Raw genomic sequence first — 21,436 nt, forward strand, 5'->3', positions numbered from 1 at the left:
CCGGGGGCCGCCGGCCCGCGGGGACGGCAACACTTCTCCGTCACGAAGGAGGGCGCGCACGCATGCCCGCGAAAGTCCCGGCGGCGATCGTCGGTTCAGGCAACATCGGAACGGATCTGCTCTACAAGTTGCGCCGGTCGGAGCTCGTCGATCCGCGTTTCATGATCGGCATCGACCCCGGCAGCGAGGGCCTGCGGCGAGCCAAGGACCTCGGCGTCGAGGTGTCCGCGGAGGGCGTCGACTGGCTGCTCGCCCGGCCGGACCGGCCCCCGCTGGTCTTCGAGGCGACCTCGGCGAAGGTCCACGCCGCCGCCGCGCCCCGCTACGAGGCCGCCGGGATCACCGCGATCGACCTGACCCCCGCGTCGGTCGGCCCCTGGGTCGTGCCCGCGGTCAACCTCGACGACCATCTGCAGGCGCCGAACCTCAACATGGTCAGCTGCGCGGGGCAGGCCACCATCCCCCTCCTGCACGCGATCGACCAGGTCGCCGACGTCTCGTACGGCGAGATCGTCGCCACCATCGCCGGCGCCAGTGCCGGTCCGGGCACCCGGTGGAATCTCAGCGAGTTCGGCGAGAAGACCGCGCAGGCCCTGACCGCCGTCGCCGGAGCGGACGAGGCCAAGGCGTTCTCGCTGATCAACCCGGCCGAGCCGCCCATGGTCATGCGCGACACCGTCTACGCGAGAGTTCGCCGGAGTGACGCCGGCCGGATCGAGGACGCCGTGCGGGAGACGGTGGCGAAAGTCCGGCGCTACGTGCCGGGTTACCGGCTGCGACTCGTCGAGATCGACGGGGACCTGGTCACCGTCATGGTGCAGGTGGAGGGCGCCGGCGACTTCCTGCCCGCCTACGCCGGCAACCTCGACATCATCACCGCCGCCGCGGTCGCCGTCGCCGAACGGATCGCGGAGAAGACCCTGGGAGCCGCCCGATGATCACTCTCGTGGACACCAGCCTGCGCGACGGCATGAGCAGCGTCTCGCACCAGTTCACCCCGGAACAGGTCGGCGCGGTGGCCGGGGGCCTCGACCGGGCGGGCGTCCGGGTCATCGAGGTCGCCCACGGCATCGGCATCGGCGCCTCCTCGATCCAGTACGGGTTCGCCGCCGCGACGGACGTCGAGTACGTACGGGCCGCCGTCGCCGCGGTTGACCGGGCGGACATCGCCGTCCTGTACGTGCCGGGGATCTCGACGCTCCCGGCCCTGGACGCCGTCCGGGACGCGGGGGCGAGCACCGTACGGGTCGCCACGCACTGCACCGAGGCCGACTGCGCCGAGCAGCCGATCCGCCACGCCCGCGACCACGGCATGCGCGTGATGAGCTTCCTGATGATGAGCCACAAGCTCGAACCCGCGGCTCTCGCCGAGCAGGCCGCCAAGCTGGACTCCTACGGCGCGCAGGTGATCTACGTGGTCGACTCCGCGGGCGCGCTCGTGCCCGGTTCCGCCGGAGCCCGCGTCGCCGCGCTGCGCGACGCGGTCCAGGCCGACATCGGCTTCCACGCCCACAACAACCTGGGCGTGGGCATCGGCAACGCGCTCGCCGCGGTCGAGAACGGCGCGACGTACATCGACGGGTCGCTGCGGGGTCTGGGAGCCAGCGCCGGCAACGCCCAGACGGAGGCTCTCGCGGCGGCGCTGGAACGAGCCGGGCACCATCCGGGAGTCGACGTCCTCGCACTGATCGAGGTCGCCGAGCACGTCATCGCGCCGTTGATGACCGAACCGCAGATCATCGACGAGACCGCGCTCCTGCTCGGCTACGCCGGTCTCTACTCCACCTTCTTCCACCCGGCCAAGCGCGCCGCCGGCAAGTACGGCCTGCCCGTGCGCGAGCTCCTCCTGGAGCTGGGCCGGCGCGAGGTCATCGGAGGCCAGGAGGACATGATCATCGACGTGGCGGCGGAGCTTTCGAGCCGCGAGCGGAGCGCCTGAGCGATGAGGTCCGCCGAGATCCGGGAGGCGGCCGCCGCGCTGCTCGGCGCCCACCGGTCGGGCACGCCGATTCCGCCCCTGAGCACCACCTACCCCGGCGCGACGATCGCCGACGCCTACCGGATCCAGCAGGAGCAGGTGCGGTCCTGGACCGAGGCCGGCGACGAGGTCCGCGGCCACAAGATCGGCCTGGTCTCGGCCGCGATCCGGCGGCAGATGGGCGTCCACGAGCCGGACTACGGCCTGTTGACCGCGAGCATGTTCCACCCGGAGCACCTGCCGGTCCCCGCCCGCAGGTTCATCCAGCCCCGGATCGAGCCGGAGATCGCCTTCGTCCTGGACGCCCCTCTCCGGGGACCCGGCGTGACCGTCGGCGACGCCCGCAGGGCGGTGCGGCACCTGCTGCCGGCACTTGAGATCGTCGACTCCCGGATCCGGGACTGGAAGATCTCGATCGTCGACACGATCGCCGACAACGCGTCGTCCGGGGCGGCGATCCTCGGAGGCACGCCGATCGATCCGGCCGACGTCGACCTGCGGTCCGCGAGCTGCGCGCTGCTCAAGAACGGCACGATCGCCGAAACCGGCACGGGGGCGGCGGTCCTCGGCACGCCGTTCAACGCGCTGGCCTGGCTGGCGAACGCCGTCGGCGCGCTGGGGGTGACGCTGGAGGCAGGCCAGGTCGTGCTGTCCGGCTCCATCACCAGGACCGTCGCGATCGCGCCGGGCGACCGCGTCACGGCGGACTTCCCCGGGATCGGCCGGGTGACGGCGGTGCTGGCCGGGGAGGACCCGCCCTGACAGGCCGGTTTGCGGACACCGCCGGGCGGGCGCCGCTCTGATCACCCTCCGTAGCGGGCGACGATCGCGGCGGCGCGGTCGCGCAGCGAGTCGCGCAACCACTGCGGGGCCAGGGCCTCCGCGCTCGTGGAGAGCTGCCACAGCGCCCATTCGGCGTGTCTGTGGTCTTGGAAAGTCACCTCCAGCCGCAGCCGGCCGTCCGGGTCGGCTTCTTCGGAGAGGACGGCCAGCGCGGTGCCCACCAGGTCCTCCCGCCGCGCCGGGTCCATCCGTACCAGCACGGTCACCTGGTCGCCGCCGGTCCGGAACCGCGTGCTGCGCTCCTGCCAGGCCCGGTCCAGATCGACCCGGTCCGGTCGCTGTGCGGGCTCGGCGAGCTCCTGGGCGGTCAGGATCCGCGACAGCCGGTACGTGCGGTCCGCGCCGGACCTCGTGGCCAGCAGGTAGCCGCGGTCACGCACGGTGACCAGGCCGATCGGGTCCACCGTGCGCCACTCCGGGGTCTGGTTCACGGCCGCGTAGTGGATGCGCAGCTTGTGCCCGGCCAGCACCGCGCGCAGGACCTCGGCCACGATGGTGTCCGGCGCCTCCTCGGCGACCAGCCGGCGCGAGAGGAGGTCGATCTCCGGGTCGATGAGCAGTCGCTCGGCCGCGCCGGCCGCGGTGTCCCGGTAGCTTTCGGGCAGCGCGTCGACCACCTTGAGCATCGCCGAGGCGAGCGCCGAGCCGAGGCCGAACGCCTGCGCGCCGCGCCGCGATCCGGCGACCAGCAGGGCCAGGGCCTCGTCGTGGTTCAGCCCGGTGAGCTCGGTCCGGAAGCCGGGCAACAACGCGAACCCGCCGTGCCGGCCGCGTTCGGCGTAGACCGGGACACCGGCCGCGGACAGCGCCTCGATGTCGCGCAGCACGGTGCGGGTGGACACCTCCAGCTCCCGTGCCAGCGCGGTCGCCGGCAGCCGGCCGTGCTGCCGCAGCAGCAGCACCAGCGAGACCAACCGGTCGGCGCGCATCCGAAAACCCTACAGAAATACACGACACAGGATGTCGTGTATGCGCTGCCAAGCTCATCGACGCGACCACAGAGATGGACGCACGTCATGGTGACGAGTCGAATGGAGCTGATGTGGCAATGGAGCGAACGGCGGTCAACCCGTGGGCGTGGTCGGTGGAGCTGGGATACAACCAGGGTGAGATCGTCTCCGGGCAGGCAAGGACCCTGTACTGTGCCGGGCAGACCGCGATGAGCGGCGAGGGCAAGCCCCAGCACGCCGGTGACATGGCGGCGCAGCTGGCGCTGAGCCTCGACAACCTGGAGGCCGTGCTCGGCGAGGGCGGCATGTCCCTCGCGAACCTCGTCCGGCTCAACGTCTACACCACCGACGTCGATGGGCTCTTCGAGCACTACGGCGTGCTGGCCTCGCGGCTGGGCGCCGCCGGGGTGGCACCGTCCACCACGATGCTCGGGGTGACCCGGCTGGCGATCCCCGACCTGATGGTCGAGCTTGAGGGGACCGCCGTCGCGTGACGTGACCCCGCCGCCTCCGGCAGTCCTGCCGGAGGCGGCACGAGTAGCAGGCAGGCAGGTGATTTGCGGTGCTCAGGGTGGTGACGATCGGCGTCTATGGCTTCGGCGGCGAGTCCTTCCTGCGACGGCTGCGGGACGCGGACGTCCGCCTGCTGCCCGACGTACGCCAGCGCCGAGGTGTCCGCCGACCCCGGGGCCTGCCACCGCTCGTTGATCGCCCGGCGGCTGACCGAGCGGCACCATGTCACGATCGAGCACCTGCGCCCGTTGTGACGCCTCCGGGCCCCCTCGACGCCGCCGGGCCCCTCGACGCCGCCAGGCCCCTCCATTCCGCCGCGCCGGCGCCCGGCCGATCAGGGGGCCAGCATCTCGACGATCACGTTCTGCGCGATCAGCGCGATGGCCGAGGCGGTGGCGACGGCGAGCACCGCCACCCGCACCTTCCCGCCGTCGAGATAGCGCCGCAGCGGCCCCGACACCAGGAACCCGAGCACCATCGGCACGATCAGCGCCGCCCCCGTCCCCAGCGCCCGCGCCGGCAGCTCGTCCACCACGTACAGGATGACCAGCGACTGGGCCGCGCTCAGGAAGAAGAACATGGCCAGCGTCGCCCGGATCTGCGGCCCCTTGGCGTCCTGGTAGACCAGCGCGATCGGCGGCCCCCCGATGCCCGTGGCGGTGCCGGTCACCCCCGACACGAATCCGGCGGAGGCGATCGTCCCGGCGTTACGCGGCACGCTCAGCGCCCTGGCGGTCAGCACGACGGCGATGAGCACCATGACGGCCACGAGGACGCCGCGCGTGTACACGGAGACGTAGACGACGATGACCGCGCCGACGACGCTCCCCGGCAGTCTGCCCAGCACCGCGAACCCGAGCCCGCGCCAGTCCACCCGCCGCCACTCCACGGCCAGCGTGAACAGCGGCAGCGTCATGTTGACCACCTGGATCGCGCCCGGCATGAGGTCGGGCGCCAATAAGGTCAGCACGGGCGCCGCCACCAGCCCCAGGCCGAACCCGACGCCGCCCTGGACGATCGCGCCGACGAAAACCACCAAACTGCCCACAATCAGCACCAATACCGTATGAGTCACGCCTGGGAGTCAATCATCATCACTCTCTGTCGCCGTGATAGGGCGTGAGCGTGACCCCTGGGCTGGGGGAAGCCGGACCGGGCCATGGTCGATCCTGCGGACGGCGTGCTCCCGCGATGGTGCTGATCGTTAAGCTGCCGACCGTGCACTACGTCCCCGTTACGCGCGCCCTGGCCCTCGCCGCGATCCTCGCGGTCACCGGCCTCCCCGCCCAGAGCGCCCAGGCCGCCGCCCTGACCTCGGAGCAGGTCCCGGGCCAGGTCGCAAGCCAGGTCACGAGCCAGGTCACGAAGCCGGCCGCCAGACCGGTCGCGAATCCGTTCCCGAAGAAGGCCGGCAAGCTGGCCGGCACGTCGTGCCCTGAGACGCCGATCAGCTCGGGAGGGATTCCGCGGACGCGGCAGTACCTGGAGACAGTCGTGAAATGCCTGGATAAATCATGGTCCGCCTACTTCGCCCGAGCGGGACGCTCGTTCGCGAAGCCGGTCGTCCGCTACTTCGAGGAGCCGGCGAGCACGGTGTGCGGGATCCGCTGGCCCGAGCACGCGGCGGCCTTCTACTGCACCGAGCGGGGCACGCTGGTGTTCCCGCTCACCGGCGGCTGGATCGAGGGCAGGACGGACCTCTATCCGTTCAAGGTGGCCGCCCACGAGTACGGCCACCACCTGCAGAGCGTCACCGGGATCCGGCGCTCGTACGAGGCCAGGGCCCGCACCGGCCGCGCCGACCGGGCCGAGCTGAAGCGGCGCTACGAGTTGCAGGCCGACTGCCTGTCCGGGGTGTTCATGGGCAGCGTGTGGGGCTCGCTGGCGCGTACGGAGGCCGACTGGGCGGCGCTGCTCGACGCCACCCGGGCCAGCGGGGACGAGGACGGCGACCGCAGCCACGGCAAGGGCGCCAACCGGGTCCACTGGCTGACACGCGGCTACCGGAGCGGCTCCCCCGCCGCCTGCGACACCTGGTCGGCCCCGCCCGCCAAGGTCTCCTGACGCCTCCCCTGGCAGGGGGCACGGGCGGCAAGTGGAAAAAGCCGCCCGGCGGGGGGTGTCCCACCGGGCGGCTCTTCATGTGTCGGGTGGTTCCCCCGATACGGGCGCGTGAGGATCGCGCCCCACCCCCGGCGTCGAAGCCAAGGGCCCCCGCGCCCGCGCCCGGCTCATGACCGGGCGCGACCGCGAGAAGATCACTTCGCGAGCAGCGAGCGCAGCACGTACTGCATGATGCCACCGTGCCGGTAGTAGTCGGCCTCGCCAGGGGTGTCGATGCGCACCACCGCGTCGAACTCGACGCCGGCTCCGTGCCCGGACGGCGCCGTGGCCTTGACGTGCACCGTCTGCGGGATGCCGCCCTTGTTGAGCTCCTCGACGCCCGTGATGTCGAACGTCTCCTCGCCCGTCAGCCCGAGCGCCTCCGCCGAGCCGCCCTCGGGGAACTGCAGCGGGAGCACGCCCATGCCGATCAGGTTGGAGCGGTGGATGCGCTCGTACGACTCCGCGATCACGGCGCGGACGCCCAGGAGCGCCGTGCCCTTGGCCGCCCAGTCGCGCGAGGAGCCCGAGCCGTATTCCTTGCCCGCCAGCACCACGAGCGGCGTCTCGGCCGCGGCGTAGTTGACCGAGGCGTCGTAGATGAACGACACCGGGCCGTCGGGCTGGGTGAAGTCGCGGGTGTAGCCGCCCTCGGTGCCCGGCGCGATCTGGTTGCGCAGGCGGATGTTGGCGAACGTGCCCCTGATCATCACCTCGTGGTTGCCGCGCCGCGAGCCGTAGGAGTTGAAGTCCTTGACCTCGACCCCGTTGGCCCGCAGGTATTGCGCGGCCGGGGTGCCGGCCTTGATGGAGCCCGCCGGCGAGATGTGGTCGGTGGTGACGGAGTCGCCGACCTTGACCAGCACGCGGGCGCCGGAGATGTCGGTCACCGGCTCCGGCTTCTCCGGCATCCCGTCGAAGTAGGGCGCCTTGCGCACGTATGTCGAGGACGGGTCCCACTCGAAGGTGTTGCCCGTGGGGATCGGCAGCGAGCGCCAGTGGTCGTCGCCCTTGAACACGTCGGCGTAGTCGCGCTCGAACATGTCGCGGCCGATCGAGGAGTTGACGACCGAGGCGATCTCCTCCGGCGACGGCCAGATGTCCTTGAGGTAGACGGGCTCGCCGTCGGCGCCGAGGCCGAGCGGCTCGGTGTCGAGGTCGAGGTCCATCGTCCCGGCCAGCGCGTAGGCGACCACCAGCGGCGGCGAGGCCAGGTAGTTCATCTTCACGTCGGGGTTGATGCGGCCCTCGAAGTTGCGGTTTCCGGACAGCACCGCCGTGACGGCCAGGTCGTTGGCCTGGATGGCGTCGGAGATCTCGGGCAGCAGCGGGCCCGAGTTGCCGATGCAGGTGGTGCAGCCGTAGCCGACGAGGTTGAACCCGATCTTGTCGAGGTACGGCTGGAGCCCCGAGCGCTCGAAGTAGCCGGTGACGACCTGCGAGCCGGGCGCCAGCGAGGTCTTGACCCACGGCTTGCGGGTCAGGCCCTTCTCGACCGCGTTGCGGGCCAGCAGCGCCGCGCCGAGCATGACGAACGGGTTGGAGGTGTTGGTGCACGAGGTGATCGCGGCGATCGAGACGTTGCCGTGGTCGATCTCGAACGTGGTGCCGTCGGCCAGCGTCACGGGGACCGGCTTGTGCGGCCGGCCGCCGTTGGCGCGGGAGTTGGAGGCCGGCGAGTCGGAGGCGGGGAAGGACTCCTCGCCCTCCTCGTCGATGTTGTCGGCCACGTAGTTCTGTACGTCGTGGCGCCAGGTGGCCTTGGCCGCCGACAGGACGATGCGGTCCTGCGGGCGCTTGGGGCCGGCGATGGACGGTACGACGGTGCCGAGGTCGAGCTCGATGTACTCGGAGAAGGCCGGCTCGGGCGCGGCGGGGTCGAGCCAGAGGCCCTGGGTCTTGGCGTACGCCTCGACGAGGGCGATCTGCTCCTCGGAGCGCCCGGTCAGCCGCAGGTAGTCGATCGTCTGGCCGTCGATCGGGAAGATCGCGCAGGTGGAGCCGAACTCGGGGCTCATGTTGCCGATCGTGGCCCGGTCGGCCAGCGGCACCGAGGAGACGCCCTCGCCGTAGAACTCCACGAACTTGCCGACCACGCCGTGCTTGCGCAGGATCTCGGTGATCGTCAGGACCAGGTCGGTGGCGGTGGCGCCGGCCGGGAGCTGGCCGCTGAGCTTGAAGCCGACCACGCGCGGGATGAGCATGGAGATCGGCTGGCCGAGCATCGCGGCCTCGGCCTCGATGCCGCCGACGCCCCAGCCCAGGACGCCGATGCCGTTCTCCATCGTGGTGTGGGAGTCGGTGCCGACGCAGGTGTCCGGGTAGGCCTTGCCGTCGCGGGTCATGACCACGCGCGCCAGGTGCTCGATGTTGACCTGGTGGACGATGCCGGTGCCGGGCGGGACGACCTTGAACTCGTCGAAGGCCGTCTGGCCCCAGCGCAGGAACTGGTAGCGCTCGCGGTTGCGCTCGTACTCGCGCTCGACGTTGCGCTGGAACGAGTCGGGGTGACCGAAGTAGTCGACGATGACCGAGTGGTCGATGACCATCTCGGCCGGCGCGAGCGGGTTGATGCGGGCGGCGTCGCCGCCCAGATCGCGTACGGCCTCGCGCATGGTGGCCAGGTCGACCACGCACGGCACACCGGTGAAGTCCTGCATGATGACCCGGCCCGGCGTGAACTGGATCTCCACGCTCGGGGCCGCGTTCGGGTCCCAGCCGCCCAGCGCACGGATGTGGTCGGCGGTGATGTTGGCGCCGTCCTCGGTGCGGAGGAGGTTTTCCAGCAGGATCTTCAGGCTGTACGGGAGGCGTGCGGCACCCTCGACGGCGTCCAGCCGGAAAATCTCGTATGACGCGTCGCCGACGCGTAGCGTGTCACGGCTGCCGAAGCTGTTCGCGGACACGGTGATTCGCCTCCTCCATCAGACAATTCTCAGACCAAATCCTGCCGCACTCCGGGAATCGTCATCACGTTAGGTGACCCTAACAAGCGACCCGTGCGGCGGATGTCTCGACGTCAAGATATCTCTAAGGTATCTCGACATCAACTTAAACGGGCACGAGCCGCCAGAACAGCAGGCCGACGATGGCGACGGAGAGCACCGGAGCGAGGATCTTCTGCTCGAACTTCTTGCCGGTCTTGATGCCGATCTTCCAGGGCAGCACCCACCTGGCCGACAGCGGCCAGAGCACGGGACACCCTCGCTCGGTCATGCAGTCGCCCACGACATGGATGAGACAGCCCACCCCCACGGCCAGGCCCAGCCACGCGTAACCCACGCCGAGTGAGAGGAAGACGGCGTAGAGCCCGGCGGTCATCCCGATGTTGATCATCGCGGAGCCGAGCTTGTTGCCCGGGATCCCCACGCCGATGGCCCGCAGCGCCAGGCCGATGAGCAGGACGACCATGATGTCGCGCCCGATCGGATAGGTGTTGGCCAGCCAGTGCGCCCCGAACCCCATCGCCACGGCGAACACCAGCGAGTGCGTCATCCCCCGGTGACCGCCGCTGAGCCAGGCCACGGCCTTGCTGAGCATCCAGGTGACCGGCCCGAACGTCTGCGCGATCGTCGCGCTCGGATGATCGAGGTCGGGCAGCATGGCCGCCCCTGCGCAGATGATCGCCCCGGCGATCAGCTCGGGGGGACTGAGCGCGGTGGCCATGATCCCGGTTTCGACAAACCTCGTACTCTCGTTCACGAGCGGCAGAGCGGCCAGGGGTGGTGCGAGCCCCAGCCAGGCGATGGCCCCGGTCATCGCGTGTGTATGCCCCATCATGATCGGGACTTTAATGCAAAGAAGTCCTTTACGCGGCGAGGCCCGCCGGGGGCCCAGGAGGCCCGTTCCGCAAGTGTCCGGAAACGCAGACGAGGTCGTCTCCGCGGCGACAGCACCCCCCAGCCCTGCCGACGCGGAACGACCTCGTCTGCTCTGAACAACGACCCTCTCCCCAATCCTGTTCCCGGATTCCGCAACTTTTTCGTGATCTGGCTCACTCCTCCCCGGGGCTTGCGAACGACACACTACCGATATATCTTTGACGCATCGAGAACAGATCACGATATAGGGGGAAAAATGACTTCCGCACACGTAGCAGGCGGGCCCTGGCCCGGCGCACACGAGTACAAGAGGGCGGCCCGCGAGGCGTTCAGGGCCGTGTCAGAGGCCTTCGAGCAGATGGGCCGCGAGCACCACCATCACCGCGGCGGCCCGCACGAGCATCGGCAGCGCGGCCGGCGAGGCGGTCCGGGCGGCCCGTTCCCGTTCGACTTCGGGCGCGGCCCGTGGGGCGGCGGCGGACCCGGCGGACCCTGGGGCGGCGGCCACCGAGGCTGGGGCGGCAGGACCCGCAAGGCCAAGCGGGGCGACGTACGCGCCGCGATCCTGGCCCTGCTGGCCGAGGAGCCCCGCAACGGCTACCAGATCATCCAGGAGATCGCCGAGCGCAGCGAAGGCGGCTGGAAGCCCAGCCCCGGCGCCGTCTACCCGGCGTTGCAGCAGCTCACCGACGAGGGCCTGGTCATCTCGGAGGAGAACGAGGGCCGCAAGACCTTCACCCTCACCGAGGAAGGCCGCAACTACCTGGAGGCGCACGCCGACGAGCTCCGCGCCCCGTGGGACGAGATGCGACCGGATATCGACGACAACACCGCCGATCTCTGGCATATCGCCCGACAGTCGGCATTCGCCATGATGCAGGTTCTTCAGACCGGAAACGACGCACAAATCCGCGAAGCGCGTAAGACTCTGGTTGAGACCCGGCGCAAGCTCTACCAGATCCTGGCAGACGACGAACCGGGCGATGAGTGAACAAGGAGTGACTAAGGGGGCGCCGTCGCCTGGAGGAACGGCGGGAGCGCAGCGACCAGAGTGGGGGAAGGCGGCGGCACATGGCGACTGAGCGCACCTCACGCAGTGAGGTAAATCAGACGCAGCAAGGAACCCCGTATGGACCGTGACGACCTCCGCATCGGCGACGCCGAGCGGGAGCAGACGATGGCCGCCCTGCGTGAGCACTTCGCGCAGGGCCGCCTGACCCATGAAGAGCTCGACGAACGACTCGATCGGACGCTGGCCGCCAAGACGGCCCGCGACCTCGCCGCGGTGACGGCGGACCTGCCAGGTCAGCAGCCCGCCTACGGGCACCGCGATCCCCTTCCCCACGGTGACCTCCCCCAGTACGCCATGCCGCACTTCGACGGGTCCCGTTTCGACAGGGACGCCTGGCGGCAGGCGATGCGCGCGCACCGGCACCAGATGCAGGCCATGCACCACGCCCAGCGTGAGATGCGCAGGGGCCGGGGCGGTCACCACGGGCACCCGTGGCAGGGCCGCAGGGGTCCGGGCCCGTTCCTGCCGGTGCTGTTCGTGTTCCTGATACTGGGGTTGATCTTCGGCGGGTTCGGCATCTTCAAGGTCCTGCTGGTGGTGTGGCTGGGGGCCATGCTGTTCAGCCTGATCCACCGGCGTTTCCGCTATCGCAGGTGAAGCCCCGCCCAGATCGTTTTGGGCCTTGACCCGGTCAGGGCGCCAATTCATGATCTGGGCGGGTCTTCAGACGCGAAGGGACGCCGTATGACCGAGCAGGGCACTCCGGTCCGCCGCACGAACCCGTTCGCCGCCATAGACGGCGGACTCGTCCTGGATGTGCCGGAGTACCAAGCCGGATTCGACCGCGACCACGAGCTCTGCACCGAGCCGATGTCGAAGCTCGAACGCGCCCAGGAGTTCTACGAGCCCGACGTGGCGAGCTGGCGGGCCATGATGGACGGCGACTGGGAGCGCTCGCTGGCCCTGACCGGCCGCATGGCGGCGCCCGTGGCCGAGTACTTCCGCCGCCGCGTCCCCGTCAGGCGGGTGCGCGTGGTGGAGTTCCCGATCACCCCGTACCTGCAGTGGGAGATGCACGTGCTGGCGCTGCGCGCCGCGGCCGGATCCCCCTGCCGGGTGGTGCCGGCCGAGTGGGTGGCGGACCTCGAGCCCGTCCCCGAGCTGGTGATCTTCTCCTCGTCCCTCATGTACGAGGTGCTGTACGACCGTCACGGCGGGGGCCGGGGCGGCCGCCGGATCACCGGCGCCTCCGTGGTCGAGCCTTGCCTGCGGCTCGTCGAGGAGCTGTTCGCCGAGGGCGAGGACGTGCAGGGCTTCCACGAGCGGGAGATCGCGCCGCTGCCCCCGCCGGTGATCACCGACGAGATGCGGGCGGCGGTGCCCGCCTACGCGCACCGTACCGAGGAGTTCAGGGTCTGACCGCCTCGTTCACGCAGCGCAGGACGGGGAAGCCGGTCAGCGCCCCGGGGTCCAGCTCCCGCTCGGTGCTGACGTGGAAGACGGCGCTCTCGCCCGGCAGCAGCGTGACCAGCTGGTCGTCCACGCGGGCGGCGGGGTCGAGCCGGTCGGGGAAGAGCGCGAGCTCGCGCAGCACGCTGACGGCGGTGACGATCACGCGGTAGCCGTCCGGCGCGCGCTCGACGTGCGCGTCGTAGGCCGCCGGCGGGAACGCCATCTCGGTGTCCTCGGCGTAGCAGCTCGTGGTGCGGCTGCCGCCCAGCAGGGCGGTGAACAGCTCGCGCGCCGGGTCGTCGGGCACCGCGACCGACTCGGGCAGGGCCACCCTGAGCACCGAGCGCGGCGCCGCGTGCACCGCGACGACCTCCTTGGCCAGCGGTTCGCCGGTGAGGCCGCGGCGCGTCAGGTGCAGCTCGCCCGACCAGGGCTCGGCGGTGTCGTTCACCAGGGCCAGCTCCCCTTCCTGGACGGTGAGCAGCCGGTCGGCGTAGGCGCGGCGCAGCGCGTACCAGAGCGGTTTGCGCCGCCCGTCGCCGTCCACCGCCGACCAGGACGTGACCGGCCAGCAGTCGTTGAGCTGCCAGACGATCGTCCCCATGCAGTACGGCATGAGCGAGCGGAACCGCTCGATCCCGAACGCCATCGCGCGGGCCTGGTTGAGCTGGGTCCAGTAGTGCCAGTCGTCGAACGTCCGCGGCTGCGGCAGGTGCCGGCCGAGCCCGCGCAGCAGCTTGCCCTGGCCGTCGATCGCCTTCTGGTGCGCGGAGTCCGGCGTCAGCGGCTCGTCGGAGGAGGCCCGGCGCAGGGTCGCGTACGCGGGCGGCCCCTGGAAGCCGAACTCGGCCACGAACCGCGGCCGGTAGGCGGCGTAGCGGGTGTAGTCCTCGCGGTTCCACACGTCCCAGATGTGCACGGTGCCGGTCGCCGGGTCGTTCGGCGGCAGGCCGGGCGCTCCCGAATAGGGGCTGCCGGGCCAGTAGGGGCGGCCGGGGTCGAGCTCGGCGACGATCGACGGCAGCAGGTCGTGGTAGAAGCCCGCACCCCAGCTACGGCCGCCGAGCTCGTCCGGCCAGCCCCAGTCGGCGTGGCCCTCCAGGTTCTCGTTGTTGCCGCACCACAGGACGAGGCTCGGATGCCGGGCGAGCCTGGCGACGTGCTGCCTGGCCTCCGCCGCCACCTCCGACCTGAACGGCTCCTCCTCCGGGTAGGCGGCGCAGGCGAACGGGAAGTCCTGCCACACGAGCAGGCCCAGCTCGTCGGCCAGGTCGTAGAAGTCCTCGCTCTCGTACAGGCCGCCGCCCCAGACCCGCAGCAGGTTGACCCCGGCGCCCGTGGCCTGCCCGAACCGCTCGGCCAGCCGCGACCTGGTCACGCGGGAGGGGAAGCAGTCGTCGGGGATCCAGTTGACGCCCCTGACGAAGACCGGCACGCCGTTGACCTTCAGGCCGAAAGCCTCGCGGGCCAGCTCGACCGAGCGGAAGCCGATCTTCCCGCGCCACTCCTCGCCGGCCTTCCCGTGCTGCTCCTCGCCGGCCTTCCCGCGCCGCTCCTCGCCGCCGTCGCCCGCGCCCAGGCGGACGGTCAGGTCGTAGCGGGGCTGGCCGCCGTACCCTCGGGGCCACCACAGCTCCGGCTCCGGCACGCGCAGCGACACGACGGCCGCGCGGCCCTCCAGGCGGTGTTCCGCGGTGATCCCCGCGACCCGCGCGGTGAGCGCGAATGGCTCCTCGGTCGTGCGCTCGACGCGTACGTGCACGTCCACGGTGCCGTCGGCCCGCGTGAGCGGGCGCACCTCGGCCAGCCGCGCCCCGCTCCAGCTCTCCAGCCCGATCGGCCGCCAGATGCCGGCCGTGACCAGGGTCGGGCCCCAGTCCCAGCCGAAGTTGCAGGCCATCTTCCTGATGAACGGGTAGGGCTCGTCGTAGGCGCCCGGCCGCTCCCCCAGGGCCGCCCGCCGCTCGGCGGCGTAGTCGTAGGCCGAGCCGAAGCGCACGACCAGCTCGTTGCCGCCGTCGCGCAGCAGGTGGCGGACGGGGAAGCGGTAGGACCGGTGCTGGTTGGCGGTGCTGCCCAGGAGCACCCCGTTGAGGGTGATCGTGGCGACGGTGTCGAGCCCCTCGCAGACCAGGTCGGTACGTTCGTGCTGGTCGGGCGACCAGGTGAAGGCGGTGCGGTAGGTCCACTCCGTGCGGCCGATCCAGGCCAGCCGGTGCTCGTTGCCGTCCAGGTAGGGATCCTCGATGAGCCCGGCGGCGAGCAGATCGGTGTGCACGCAGCCGGGCACCCTCGCCGGGGTCTCCGGGAGGTCACGCGACGACAGGGTCCAGCCCTCGTGGAGCGGACGGTACGAACTCAAGTGCTCTCCTCAGCAGTCGCTCAGCCCGGCGCACGCCACGAAATGTCCCGGGCTCGCCTCGAACAGCACGCCGGTGCCCCCGTTGCGGTGGTAGAGGCAGGCGCCGGCGGGCGGGGCGTCGTCCCACGGCTCGTGCAGCCGCGGCACGGCCGACAGCAGCTCGCGCGTGTAGGGGTGCAGCGGGTCGCCGAAGACCCGCTCGGTCGGCCCCATCTCGGCCACGCTCCCCCGGCGCAGCACCACGGTCCGCTCGGCGAGGTAGTTGCCCAGCGACAGGTCGTGCGTGATGTAGAGCACGCCGAGCCCCCTGGTCTTCAGCTCGGCCAGCAGGTTGAGCACGTCGATCCGGGTCGAGGCGTCCAGCATGCTGGTGATCTCGTCGGCCACCAGCAGCTTGATGTCCAGCAGCAGTGCGCGGGCGATGAGCAGGCGCTGGAGCTGGCCGCCGCTGAGCTGGTGCGGGTATTTGCCGAGGACCTGCCCCGGGTTGAGCCGTACGTCGCGCAGGCTCGTCTCGATCCGCCCCGCCCACTCGGCCGCCGGGACGGCCGGGTAGTAGGTGTCCTTGATCATGGCGAACACGCGGTCGGCCTTGAACACCGGGTTGAAGGAGCTGAACGGGTCCTGGAAGATGCCCTGGATGCGGCGGTAGTACTCCTTGCCCGCCCGGACCGGCAGGCCGTCGAAGGTGATCGAGCCGCGGGTGACCGGGTTCAGCCCGAGGATCATCCGGCCGATCGTGCTCTTGCCGCTGCCGCTCTCCCCGATCAGCGAGACGACCTCGCCGGGCACGACCTCGAAGCTCACGTTCCGTACGGCCGCGACGCTCTTCCCGCCGAAGGCGCCGATCCTGAATTCCTTGGTGACGTCGTCGAGTTTCAGCATCAGGCCTTCCAGCAGGCGACGTGGTGGTCGGGGGCGAGTTCGGTCACCGGCGGGTCCTCGGCGCACTCGTCCCCCGCGATCGGGCAGCGGTCGCGGAAGCGGCAGCCGGCCGGCGGGTCGAGCAGCGAGGGCGGGCTGCCCGCGATGCCCTCCAGCCGCCGGTCGGCGTAGCGGACGCCGACCTCGGGCAGGGAGTCGAGCAGCAGCCTGGTGTACGGGTGCCTGGGCGCCTTGACGATCACGTCGGCGGGCGCCTTCTCGGCCAGCTTGCCCGCGTACATGACCATGATCGTGTCGGCGATGTGGTGGGTGAGCGCGAGGTCGTGGGTGACGAAGATCATGCTCTTGACGTAGCCGCTCTCGCGGAAGCCGAGCAGGGCGCGGGCCACGGCCTTCTGGGTGGAGACGTCGAGCGCGGAGGTGACCTCGTCGGCGATCAGCAGGGACGGGTCGAGCAGCGTGGAGATGACCATCACCATGCGCTGCTTCATGCCGCCGGACAGCTCGATCGGGTAGCGGTCGAGCACCTCGCGGGGCAGGCCGACCTGGCTCATCCGGCTCTCCAGCTCGGCGACGTCCACGTTCGCGCCCCGGGAGGCGAGCAGCTCGGCGACCATCTTGCGGAGCTTGCGGGTGGGGTTGAGCGCGCTCATGGCGTACTGCGGGATGAGGGAGACCTTGCGGAAGCGGAAGTCGTTCATGCGGCGGTCGTCGGCGATGGGCAGTTCCTCGCCGTCGAGCTCGACCCGGCCGCCGGCGTGGCGCATCCGGCCGTCCATCCGGATCAGGCTCTTGCCCAGCGTGCTCTTGCCGCAGCCCGACTCGCCGACCAGCCCGAGTATCTCGCCGTCCGCCAGGCCGAAGGACATGCCGTCGAGGGCGCGCACCTCGCCCTTGAGCGTCCTGTAGTACACCTTCAGCTCGCTGACCCGCAGGCTCATGTCTCCCTCAGTTTCGGGTTGAAGACCTCGTCGAGGCCGACGTTGGCCACGTACAGGGCGCCGACGATGGCGGTGATGGCCGCGCCCGGCGGGACGAACCACCACCAGAGGCCGAGCTGCAGCGCGCTCCACTGGTTCGCGTTCTGCAGCATCAGGCCGAGCGAGACCCCCTCCGTGGGGCCGAGCCCGATGAAGTCCAGCGAGGAGGCGATCAGGATCGAGCCGCCGAACAGCAGGATGAACGTCATGAACAGGTAGGAGCTCATGTTCGGCGCGATCTCCCTGCTGATGATCCGCCAGGTGCCCGCGCCGCTCATCCTGGCCAGGTCCACGAACTCCCGCGTACGCAGCGAGAACGTCTGCGCCCTGATCGCCCGCGCCGCCCACGGCCACTGCGTCAGGCCGATGAACAGGCCCTGCACGGCCACGCTCCTGATGCCCAGGTAGGCGTTGATGATCAGCAGCACGGCCAGGGTGGGGATGACCAGGATGACGTTGGTCAGCATGTTGAGCACCTCGTCGACCACGCCGCCTCGGTAGCCGGCCACGAAGCCGACGAGCATGCCGATGACCGCCGCGATGCCGCCGCCGATCACACCCACGGCGAAGGTGCTGCGCAGCCCGTGCACGAACTGCAGGAAGATGTCCTGGCCGAAGGTGGTGGTGCCGAGCCAGTGCTCGGCCGACGGCGGGCTCATGGGGCGGGTCCCGTAGTCGTTGGGCGTGCCGCCGATCAGCGCGGGCCCGGCGAGCCCGAGCACGAGCAGCACGGCCACGATGCCGAACCCGGTCAGCAGCTTGCCGTTGCGCACCGCGAAGTAGAGCGCCTCGCGCCGCACCCCCGCGGGCTCGCGCGGCGCGACTTCCTGAAGTGCCGTCATGCCTGCGCACCCGCCATTCCCGCCCGCGTGCGCGGATCGACCACCACGTAGACGACGTCGATGATGAAGTTGGCGATCAGCACGCCGAGCACGATGAACAGGAACGTGCCCTGGAGGAGGAAGAAGTCCTTGTTCTGGATGGCCTTGAGTATGAGGCTGCCGAGCCCCGGGTAGGCGAAGACGATCTCCGTGACCAGCGCTCCCGCCACCAGCACGCCCAGTTGCAGGGCCAGGCCGGTGATCTGGGGCAGGACGGCGTTGCGGAAGGCGTACCTGCGGATGAGCCGGGCGGGCGCGCCCAGCGCGGCCAGGTAGTTGGAGTAGTCGGACTCCAGCTCGTAGATGATCATGTTGCGCATGCCGATGGCCCAGCCGCCCAGCGCCACCAGGAAGAGCGACAGGAACGGCAGCGCCCAGTGGTGCACCAGGTCGAGCGCGAACGTCCACGACCAGTTGGGCCGCATGGAGAAGCTGTAGCCGCCGGCGACGGGGAAGAGCCCGGCGATCACGCCGAGCGCCCAGGCCAGCAGCACCGCCAGCCACATGTACGGCATGGCCGTGAGCACGTACCCGAGCGGCAGCACGGTGTTATCGAGGAGCTTGCGCCTGGCGGCGTACGCGCCGAACCGGTTGCCCACCACCCAGCTCAGCAGCACGGACGGGATGATCAGGGCCAGCGTGTACGGCACCGCGTTCGTGATCACGGTGCTCACCGGGGTCGGGAACAGCCAGATGCTGAGCCCGAAGTCCCCTCTGAACAGGGCGCCCCAGAAGTTGACGTACTGCTGCCACAGCGGCTGGTCGAAGCCGAAGAGGCTGTTGTAGTAGGTGCGCATCGCCTCGACGGCCTCGGGCTTGGCGACGTTGGCCCGCGCGACCATGCTGGCGACCGGGTCGCCGGGCATGAAGCGCGGGATCATCCAGTTGACCGTGACGGCGATGAAGAAGGTCAGTCCGTAGATGAGCAGTTTCCTACCGAAGTAACGACGCACGCGAATGTCTCCGTGTAGGCCCTCCGCCCCGGGCGGTGACGGGGCGGAGGGACGGGGTCCGGCAGGTCAGGAGCCCGAGGGCTGGAGCTGGGTGAGCGTCTCGAAGCCGCCCAGTTCGAGCCAGTTACGCCACATGACGGCGCCGGTCTTGGGCGCGCTGCCGGCCGCGGCCGGCCAGTTCTTCCACACGCTGGTGCTGGACTGCGCCCACAGGCCGTTGTACCAGAGGGGGATGACCGGCAGGTCGTCGAGATGGATCTGCTGGAGCTGGGAGGTGAGCTTCTTCATCCCCTCGATGTCGTCGGTCTTGACCTGGTCGAGCTGCTGGACGAGCTCCCAGGCCTTCTTGTTCTCGTACCGGGCGAAGTTGACCGTGTTCTGCTGCTTCTGGATCGGCAGCTGGAACATGTACTCGTAGTAGGTGTACGGCGAGTTGGACAGCTGGCGCTCGTTGTTGATGAGCAGGTCGAAGTCGCCCTTCGCGCGCTTCTCCACCAGGGCGTTGAAGTCGGGGAAGTCGGGCGTGATCTGGATGCCGGCGGTCTTGGCGCTGGCCGAGATCGACCTGGCGGACTCCATCCAGTCGGTCCAGCCGGACGGCACGATGAGCGACAGGCTGATCTTGGAGCCGTCCTTGTTCTCGACGTAGCCGTCGCCGTCGCCGTCCTTGTAGCCGGCGTCCGCGAGCAGCTTCTTGGCCTTGGCCGCGTCGAAGGCGAACCCGGACTTGCCGACCACGCCCTGGTCCACGAACTGCTCCCACTGCGGCAGCAGGCCGGTCGGGCTGGCCGCCTTGACCAGGTTGCCGTAGACGCCCTCCACGATCTTCTTGACGTCGACCGAGGAGGCCAGCGCCTTGCGGAAGGCCGGGTCGTCCATCGGCTTCTTGGTCGTGTTGGGCACCAGCCACGCGGTGTTGGCCGAGAGCATGTACGGGGGCTCGTTGTAGTACGTGGTCAGGCCGAAGTTCCCCTGGACGAGGTTGGCCACGCCGGGCAGGAAGTTGTTGCTGAGGTCCAGCTTCTGCTGCAGCAGCAGGCCCATGGCGACCTCGTTGCTGGGAGTGGCGATGTCCACGATGTACTTGGGCTTGGGCTCCAGGTTCAGCGCCGTCTTGCCCCACCAGTCGTCCCGCCGCTGCAGGACCACGCGGTCCTGGTCCTTGCTCATGAACGTGTACGCGCCGGTCCCGACCGGGTTGTCGTTGACGCCGTCGAGGACCTCCTTCTCGGCGCGGCCCTTCCAGACGTGCTCGGGGACGATCGAGCGGGTGTAGAGCATGAAGTCCCACTCCTGGTAGTTCGCCTTGGAGAAGGTGAACTTCACGGTCTGGTCGTCGGTGGCCTCGACGCTCTTCAGCCAGTCCCACAGGTTGTGGTACGGGATCGTCTCCATCTTCCCGAGCTCGAAGGTGAAGACGACGTCCTTGGCGGTGAGCGGCTGGCCGTCGGACCACTTGACGCCGGGGCGGAGCTTGACCTCGTACGTGGTGTCGTCGGTCCAGGTGCCGCTGGTGGCGAGCCAGGGCGTGAGCTTGGCCGCGGTGGTGTCGTAGTGGAACATCGTCTCGTACACCAGGCCCTTGGTGCCGACCGCGGAGTCCCACTCCCTGATGGGGTTGTAGTTCGCCGGCGGGCCCCACTGGGTGCCCGTCGTGTAGAGCGTCTCGTTGCGTGGCAGGGAGTCGGGGTTGGCACTGGCCACCGCGCCCTGGCTCGGCGCTTGGGTGGCCGGCGGGGTCGGTGTGGATCCGCCGCCGGTGCAGGCCGTGGCCAGCAGGCCCGCCGCCACGAGCGGAGTCAGGATCCGAGCCCGGTTACGCATCGCTTCTCTCCTTCCCTCCGCGCCCGGCGCGAAGGTTCGAACGTCTGCTAAGACACCCCGATGGACCGGGCCTCCTGGGAGCGCTCCCAATGAATCGCGGAGCATGCCCCCGCCAAGGAGACCGGTGAGCGATCACTCTTCAGTAGTCGCAGGTTGCGGGACCTGCTGAACCGGATAAGTACCGCGAACGTAAATTCCGGATGTCCACGTCGTCAAGGGTCGTGACGCTTTCGAGACGTGGCGGCGCGACCCGGCCCGACGTCCCTCAGGTCACTTTGGTTTACCGGTGTTTCGCGGAAATCTCCCAAATTTCATGACAAATAGGTCTCGATCCCGACAGAATGCGGAGCCATCCAGCCTCTACCGCAACTGGAGGAATCCCCCGATGCGTAGACCCCTAGGGGTACTTGCCGGGCTCGTCAGTCTGGCGGCGTTCTGCACGCCGCTCAGCGCCGCCGAGGCCGCGACCGCCGCTGAGAGTTCGACCGACGCCGCCAGGTGCCGGATCAGCGTGGCCAAGCCGCACCTGAGCACCGCACTCAAGATCGAGACCTCCGCCGCCCGCCGCGGCTGCTTCAATTCCGCGCTGCTGCGCATCCGCGTCAAGCGGGCCGTGCCGGGCGCCGACCCGGTCGTCAAGAGCGGCGCCACCAGGAAGGGGCGCATCACCCTGGCCCTGCCCTGCCAGCCGGGCACCTACTACGCGGTCGCGACCGACTACCGGGGGCGTACCTCCAGGTCCAAGGCCGCCAGGCTGACCTGCACCCCCGGCAGCACCCCCACCCCCTGTCTCTTATACCCCTCTCCCAGCCCACGAGACCCTAAGACAGCTCGTCTGCCGTCTTCTGCTTGAAAAAAAAACAAACATACACACCAAAG

20 protein-coding genes are annotated in these 21,436 nt (G+C 70.0%); 10 read left to right on the forward strand and 10 right to left on the reverse strand.

Annotated features, from left to right (window positions below; translation table 11 throughout):
- Positions 1-62 precede the first annotated feature (62 nt).
- The 3 genes from ETD85_RS26195 to ETD85_RS26205 are packed head-to-tail and all read left to right on the forward strand — an operon-like array spanning position 63 to position 2,740.
- Positions 63-938 carry an acetaldehyde dehydrogenase (acetylating) gene (locus ETD85_RS26195; protein ID WP_138692439.1) on the forward strand — a complete coding sequence of 292 codons (876 nt, stop codon included), beginning with the start codon at positions 63-65 and terminating at the stop codon, positions 936-938.
- Complete coding sequence (gene dmpG / locus ETD85_RS26200) at positions 935-1,939, forward strand: 4-hydroxy-2-oxovalerate aldolase (protein WP_138692440.1); 1,005 nt, start codon at positions 935-937, stop codon at positions 1,937-1,939. Before ETD85_RS26195 ends, dmpG begins: the two co-directional genes overlap by 4 nt.
- A gap of 3 nt (positions 1,940-1,942) precedes the next feature.
- The gene (locus ETD85_RS26205) at positions 1,943-2,740 is read left to right on the forward strand and encodes a 2-keto-4-pentenoate hydratase (protein WP_138692441.1); all 798 of its coding nucleotides are present in this window, start codon (positions 1,943-1,945) and stop codon (positions 2,738-2,740) included.
- A 41-nt stretch (positions 2,741-2,781) separates the two neighbouring features.
- Here the strand turns inward: ETD85_RS26205 and ETD85_RS26210 are convergent, their stop codons facing one another.
- On the reverse strand, positions 2,782-3,750 hold the full coding sequence (locus ETD85_RS26210; RefSeq protein ID WP_138692442.1) for a helix-turn-helix transcriptional regulator: 969 nt from the start codon (positions 3,748-3,750) through the stop codon (positions 2,782-2,784).
- 119 nt (positions 3,751-3,869) lie between these two features.
- Here ETD85_RS26210 and ETD85_RS26215 point away from each other — a divergent pair, with 119 nt between their 5' ends.
- Together ETD85_RS26215 and ETD85_RS26220 are read left to right on the forward strand one after the other, a co-directional pair.
- Positions 3,870-4,265: a RidA family protein gene (locus tag ETD85_RS26215; RefSeq protein WP_138692456.1), complete on the forward strand. Its 396-nt coding sequence runs from the start codon at positions 3,870-3,872 to the stop codon at positions 4,263-4,265.
- Positions 4,266-4,361: 96 nt separating this feature from the next.
- A complete protein-coding gene (locus ETD85_RS26220; protein WP_206058580.1) occupies positions 4,362-4,538 on the forward strand; it encodes a hypothetical protein in 177 nt (58 codons plus the stop codon).
- An 80-nt stretch (positions 4,539-4,618) separates the two neighbouring features.
- Here ETD85_RS26220 and ETD85_RS26225 read toward each other — a convergent pair whose 3' ends face one another.
- Complete coding sequence (locus tag ETD85_RS26225) at positions 4,619-5,320, reverse strand: sulfite exporter TauE/SafE family protein (RefSeq protein WP_240779430.1); 702 nt, start codon at positions 5,318-5,320, stop codon at positions 4,619-4,621.
- A gap of 155 nt (positions 5,321-5,475) precedes the next feature.
- Between ETD85_RS26225 and ETD85_RS26230 the strand changes: the two genes are divergently transcribed.
- Positions 5,476-6,348 (forward strand): neutral zinc metallopeptidase, encoded by an 873-nt coding sequence (locus ETD85_RS26230; protein ID WP_206058581.1) that lies wholly within the window; start codon positions 5,476-5,478, stop codon positions 6,346-6,348.
- Positions 6,349-6,542: 194 nt separating this feature from the next.
- Here ETD85_RS26230 and acnA read toward each other — a convergent pair whose 3' ends face one another.
- Both acnA and ETD85_RS26240 read right to left on the reverse strand, forming a co-directional pair.
- Positions 6,543-9,299 (reverse strand): aconitate hydratase AcnA, encoded by a 2,757-nt coding sequence (gene acnA / locus ETD85_RS26235; protein WP_206058582.1) that lies wholly within the window; start codon positions 9,297-9,299, stop codon positions 6,543-6,545.
- A 139-nt stretch (positions 9,300-9,438) separates the two neighbouring features.
- Positions 9,439-10,167, reverse strand: coding sequence for a metal-dependent hydrolase (locus ETD85_RS26240; RefSeq protein WP_138692444.1), 729 nt, complete (start codon positions 10,165-10,167; stop codon positions 9,439-9,441).
- A gap of 297 nt (positions 10,168-10,464) precedes the next feature.
- On the opposite strand from ETD85_RS26240, the gene ETD85_RS26245 reads away from it, so the two are divergent.
- The 3 genes from ETD85_RS26245 (at position 10,465) to ETD85_RS26255 (ending at position 12,639) form a co-directional block, all read left to right on the forward strand.
- Positions 10,465-11,199: a PadR family transcriptional regulator gene (locus tag ETD85_RS26245; protein WP_138692445.1), complete on the forward strand. Its 735-nt coding sequence runs from the start codon at positions 10,465-10,467 to the stop codon at positions 11,197-11,199.
- 138 nt (positions 11,200-11,337) lie between these two features.
- Positions 11,338-11,877: a DUF1707 SHOCT-like domain-containing protein gene (locus tag ETD85_RS26250; protein ID WP_138692446.1), complete on the forward strand. Its 540-nt coding sequence runs from the start codon at positions 11,338-11,340 to the stop codon at positions 11,875-11,877.
- An 87-nt stretch (positions 11,878-11,964) separates the two neighbouring features.
- Positions 11,965-12,639 (forward strand): DUF6879 family protein, encoded by a 675-nt coding sequence (locus ETD85_RS26255; protein ID WP_138692447.1) that lies wholly within the window; start codon positions 11,965-11,967, stop codon positions 12,637-12,639.
- Here ETD85_RS26255 and ETD85_RS26260 read toward each other — a convergent pair.
- The 6 genes from ETD85_RS26260 to ETD85_RS26285 all read right to left on the reverse strand — a co-directional run bounded on the left by ETD85_RS26260 (position 12,629) and on the right by ETD85_RS26285 (position 20,557).
- Positions 12,629-15,034 carry a glycoside hydrolase family 2 protein gene (locus tag ETD85_RS26260; RefSeq protein WP_138692448.1) on the reverse strand — a complete coding sequence of 802 codons (2,406 nt, stop codon included), beginning with the start codon at positions 15,032-15,034 and terminating at the stop codon, positions 12,629-12,631. The two genes, ETD85_RS26255 and ETD85_RS26260, sit on opposite strands and share 11 nt — an antisense overlap.
- Positions 15,035-15,043: 9 nt before the next feature.
- On the reverse strand, positions 15,044-15,919 hold the full coding sequence (locus ETD85_RS26265) for an ATP-binding cassette domain-containing protein (RefSeq protein WP_138692449.1): 876 nt from the start codon (positions 15,917-15,919) through the stop codon (positions 15,044-15,046).
- Complete coding sequence (locus tag ETD85_RS26270; RefSeq protein WP_138692450.1) at positions 15,919-16,860, reverse strand: ABC transporter ATP-binding protein; 942 nt, start codon at positions 16,858-16,860, stop codon at positions 15,919-15,921. Before ETD85_RS26270 ends, ETD85_RS26265 begins: the two co-directional genes overlap by 1 nt.
- Entirely contained in the window at positions 16,857-17,741 is an 885-nt protein-coding gene (locus ETD85_RS26275) for an ABC transporter permease (protein ID WP_138692451.1), read from the reverse strand. The genes ETD85_RS26270 and ETD85_RS26275 overlap by 4 nt, the downstream gene beginning before the upstream one ends.
- Positions 17,738-18,733 carry an ABC transporter permease gene (locus tag ETD85_RS26280; RefSeq protein ID WP_138692452.1) on the reverse strand — a complete coding sequence of 332 codons (996 nt, stop codon included), beginning with the start codon at positions 18,731-18,733 and terminating at the stop codon, positions 17,738-17,740. The genes ETD85_RS26275 and ETD85_RS26280 overlap by 4 nt, the downstream gene beginning before the upstream one ends.
- 66 nt (positions 18,734-18,799) lie before the next feature.
- On the reverse strand, positions 18,800-20,557 hold the full coding sequence (locus ETD85_RS26285; protein ID WP_138692453.1) for an ABC transporter substrate-binding protein: 1,758 nt from the start codon (positions 20,555-20,557) through the stop codon (positions 18,800-18,802).
- A 385-nt stretch (positions 20,558-20,942) separates the two neighbouring features.
- Here ETD85_RS26285 and ETD85_RS26290 point away from each other — a divergent pair, with 385 nt between their 5' ends.
- Positions 20,943-21,410 (forward strand): hypothetical protein, encoded by a 468-nt coding sequence (locus ETD85_RS26290; protein WP_138692454.1) that lies wholly within the window; start codon positions 20,943-20,945, stop codon positions 21,408-21,410.
- Positions 21,411-21,436 lie beyond the last annotated feature (26 nt).

Source organism: Nonomuraea zeae (assembly GCF_005889725.1).
Taxonomy (GTDB): domain Bacteria; phylum Actinomycetota; class Actinomycetes; order Streptosporangiales; family Streptosporangiaceae; genus Nonomuraea; species Nonomuraea zeae.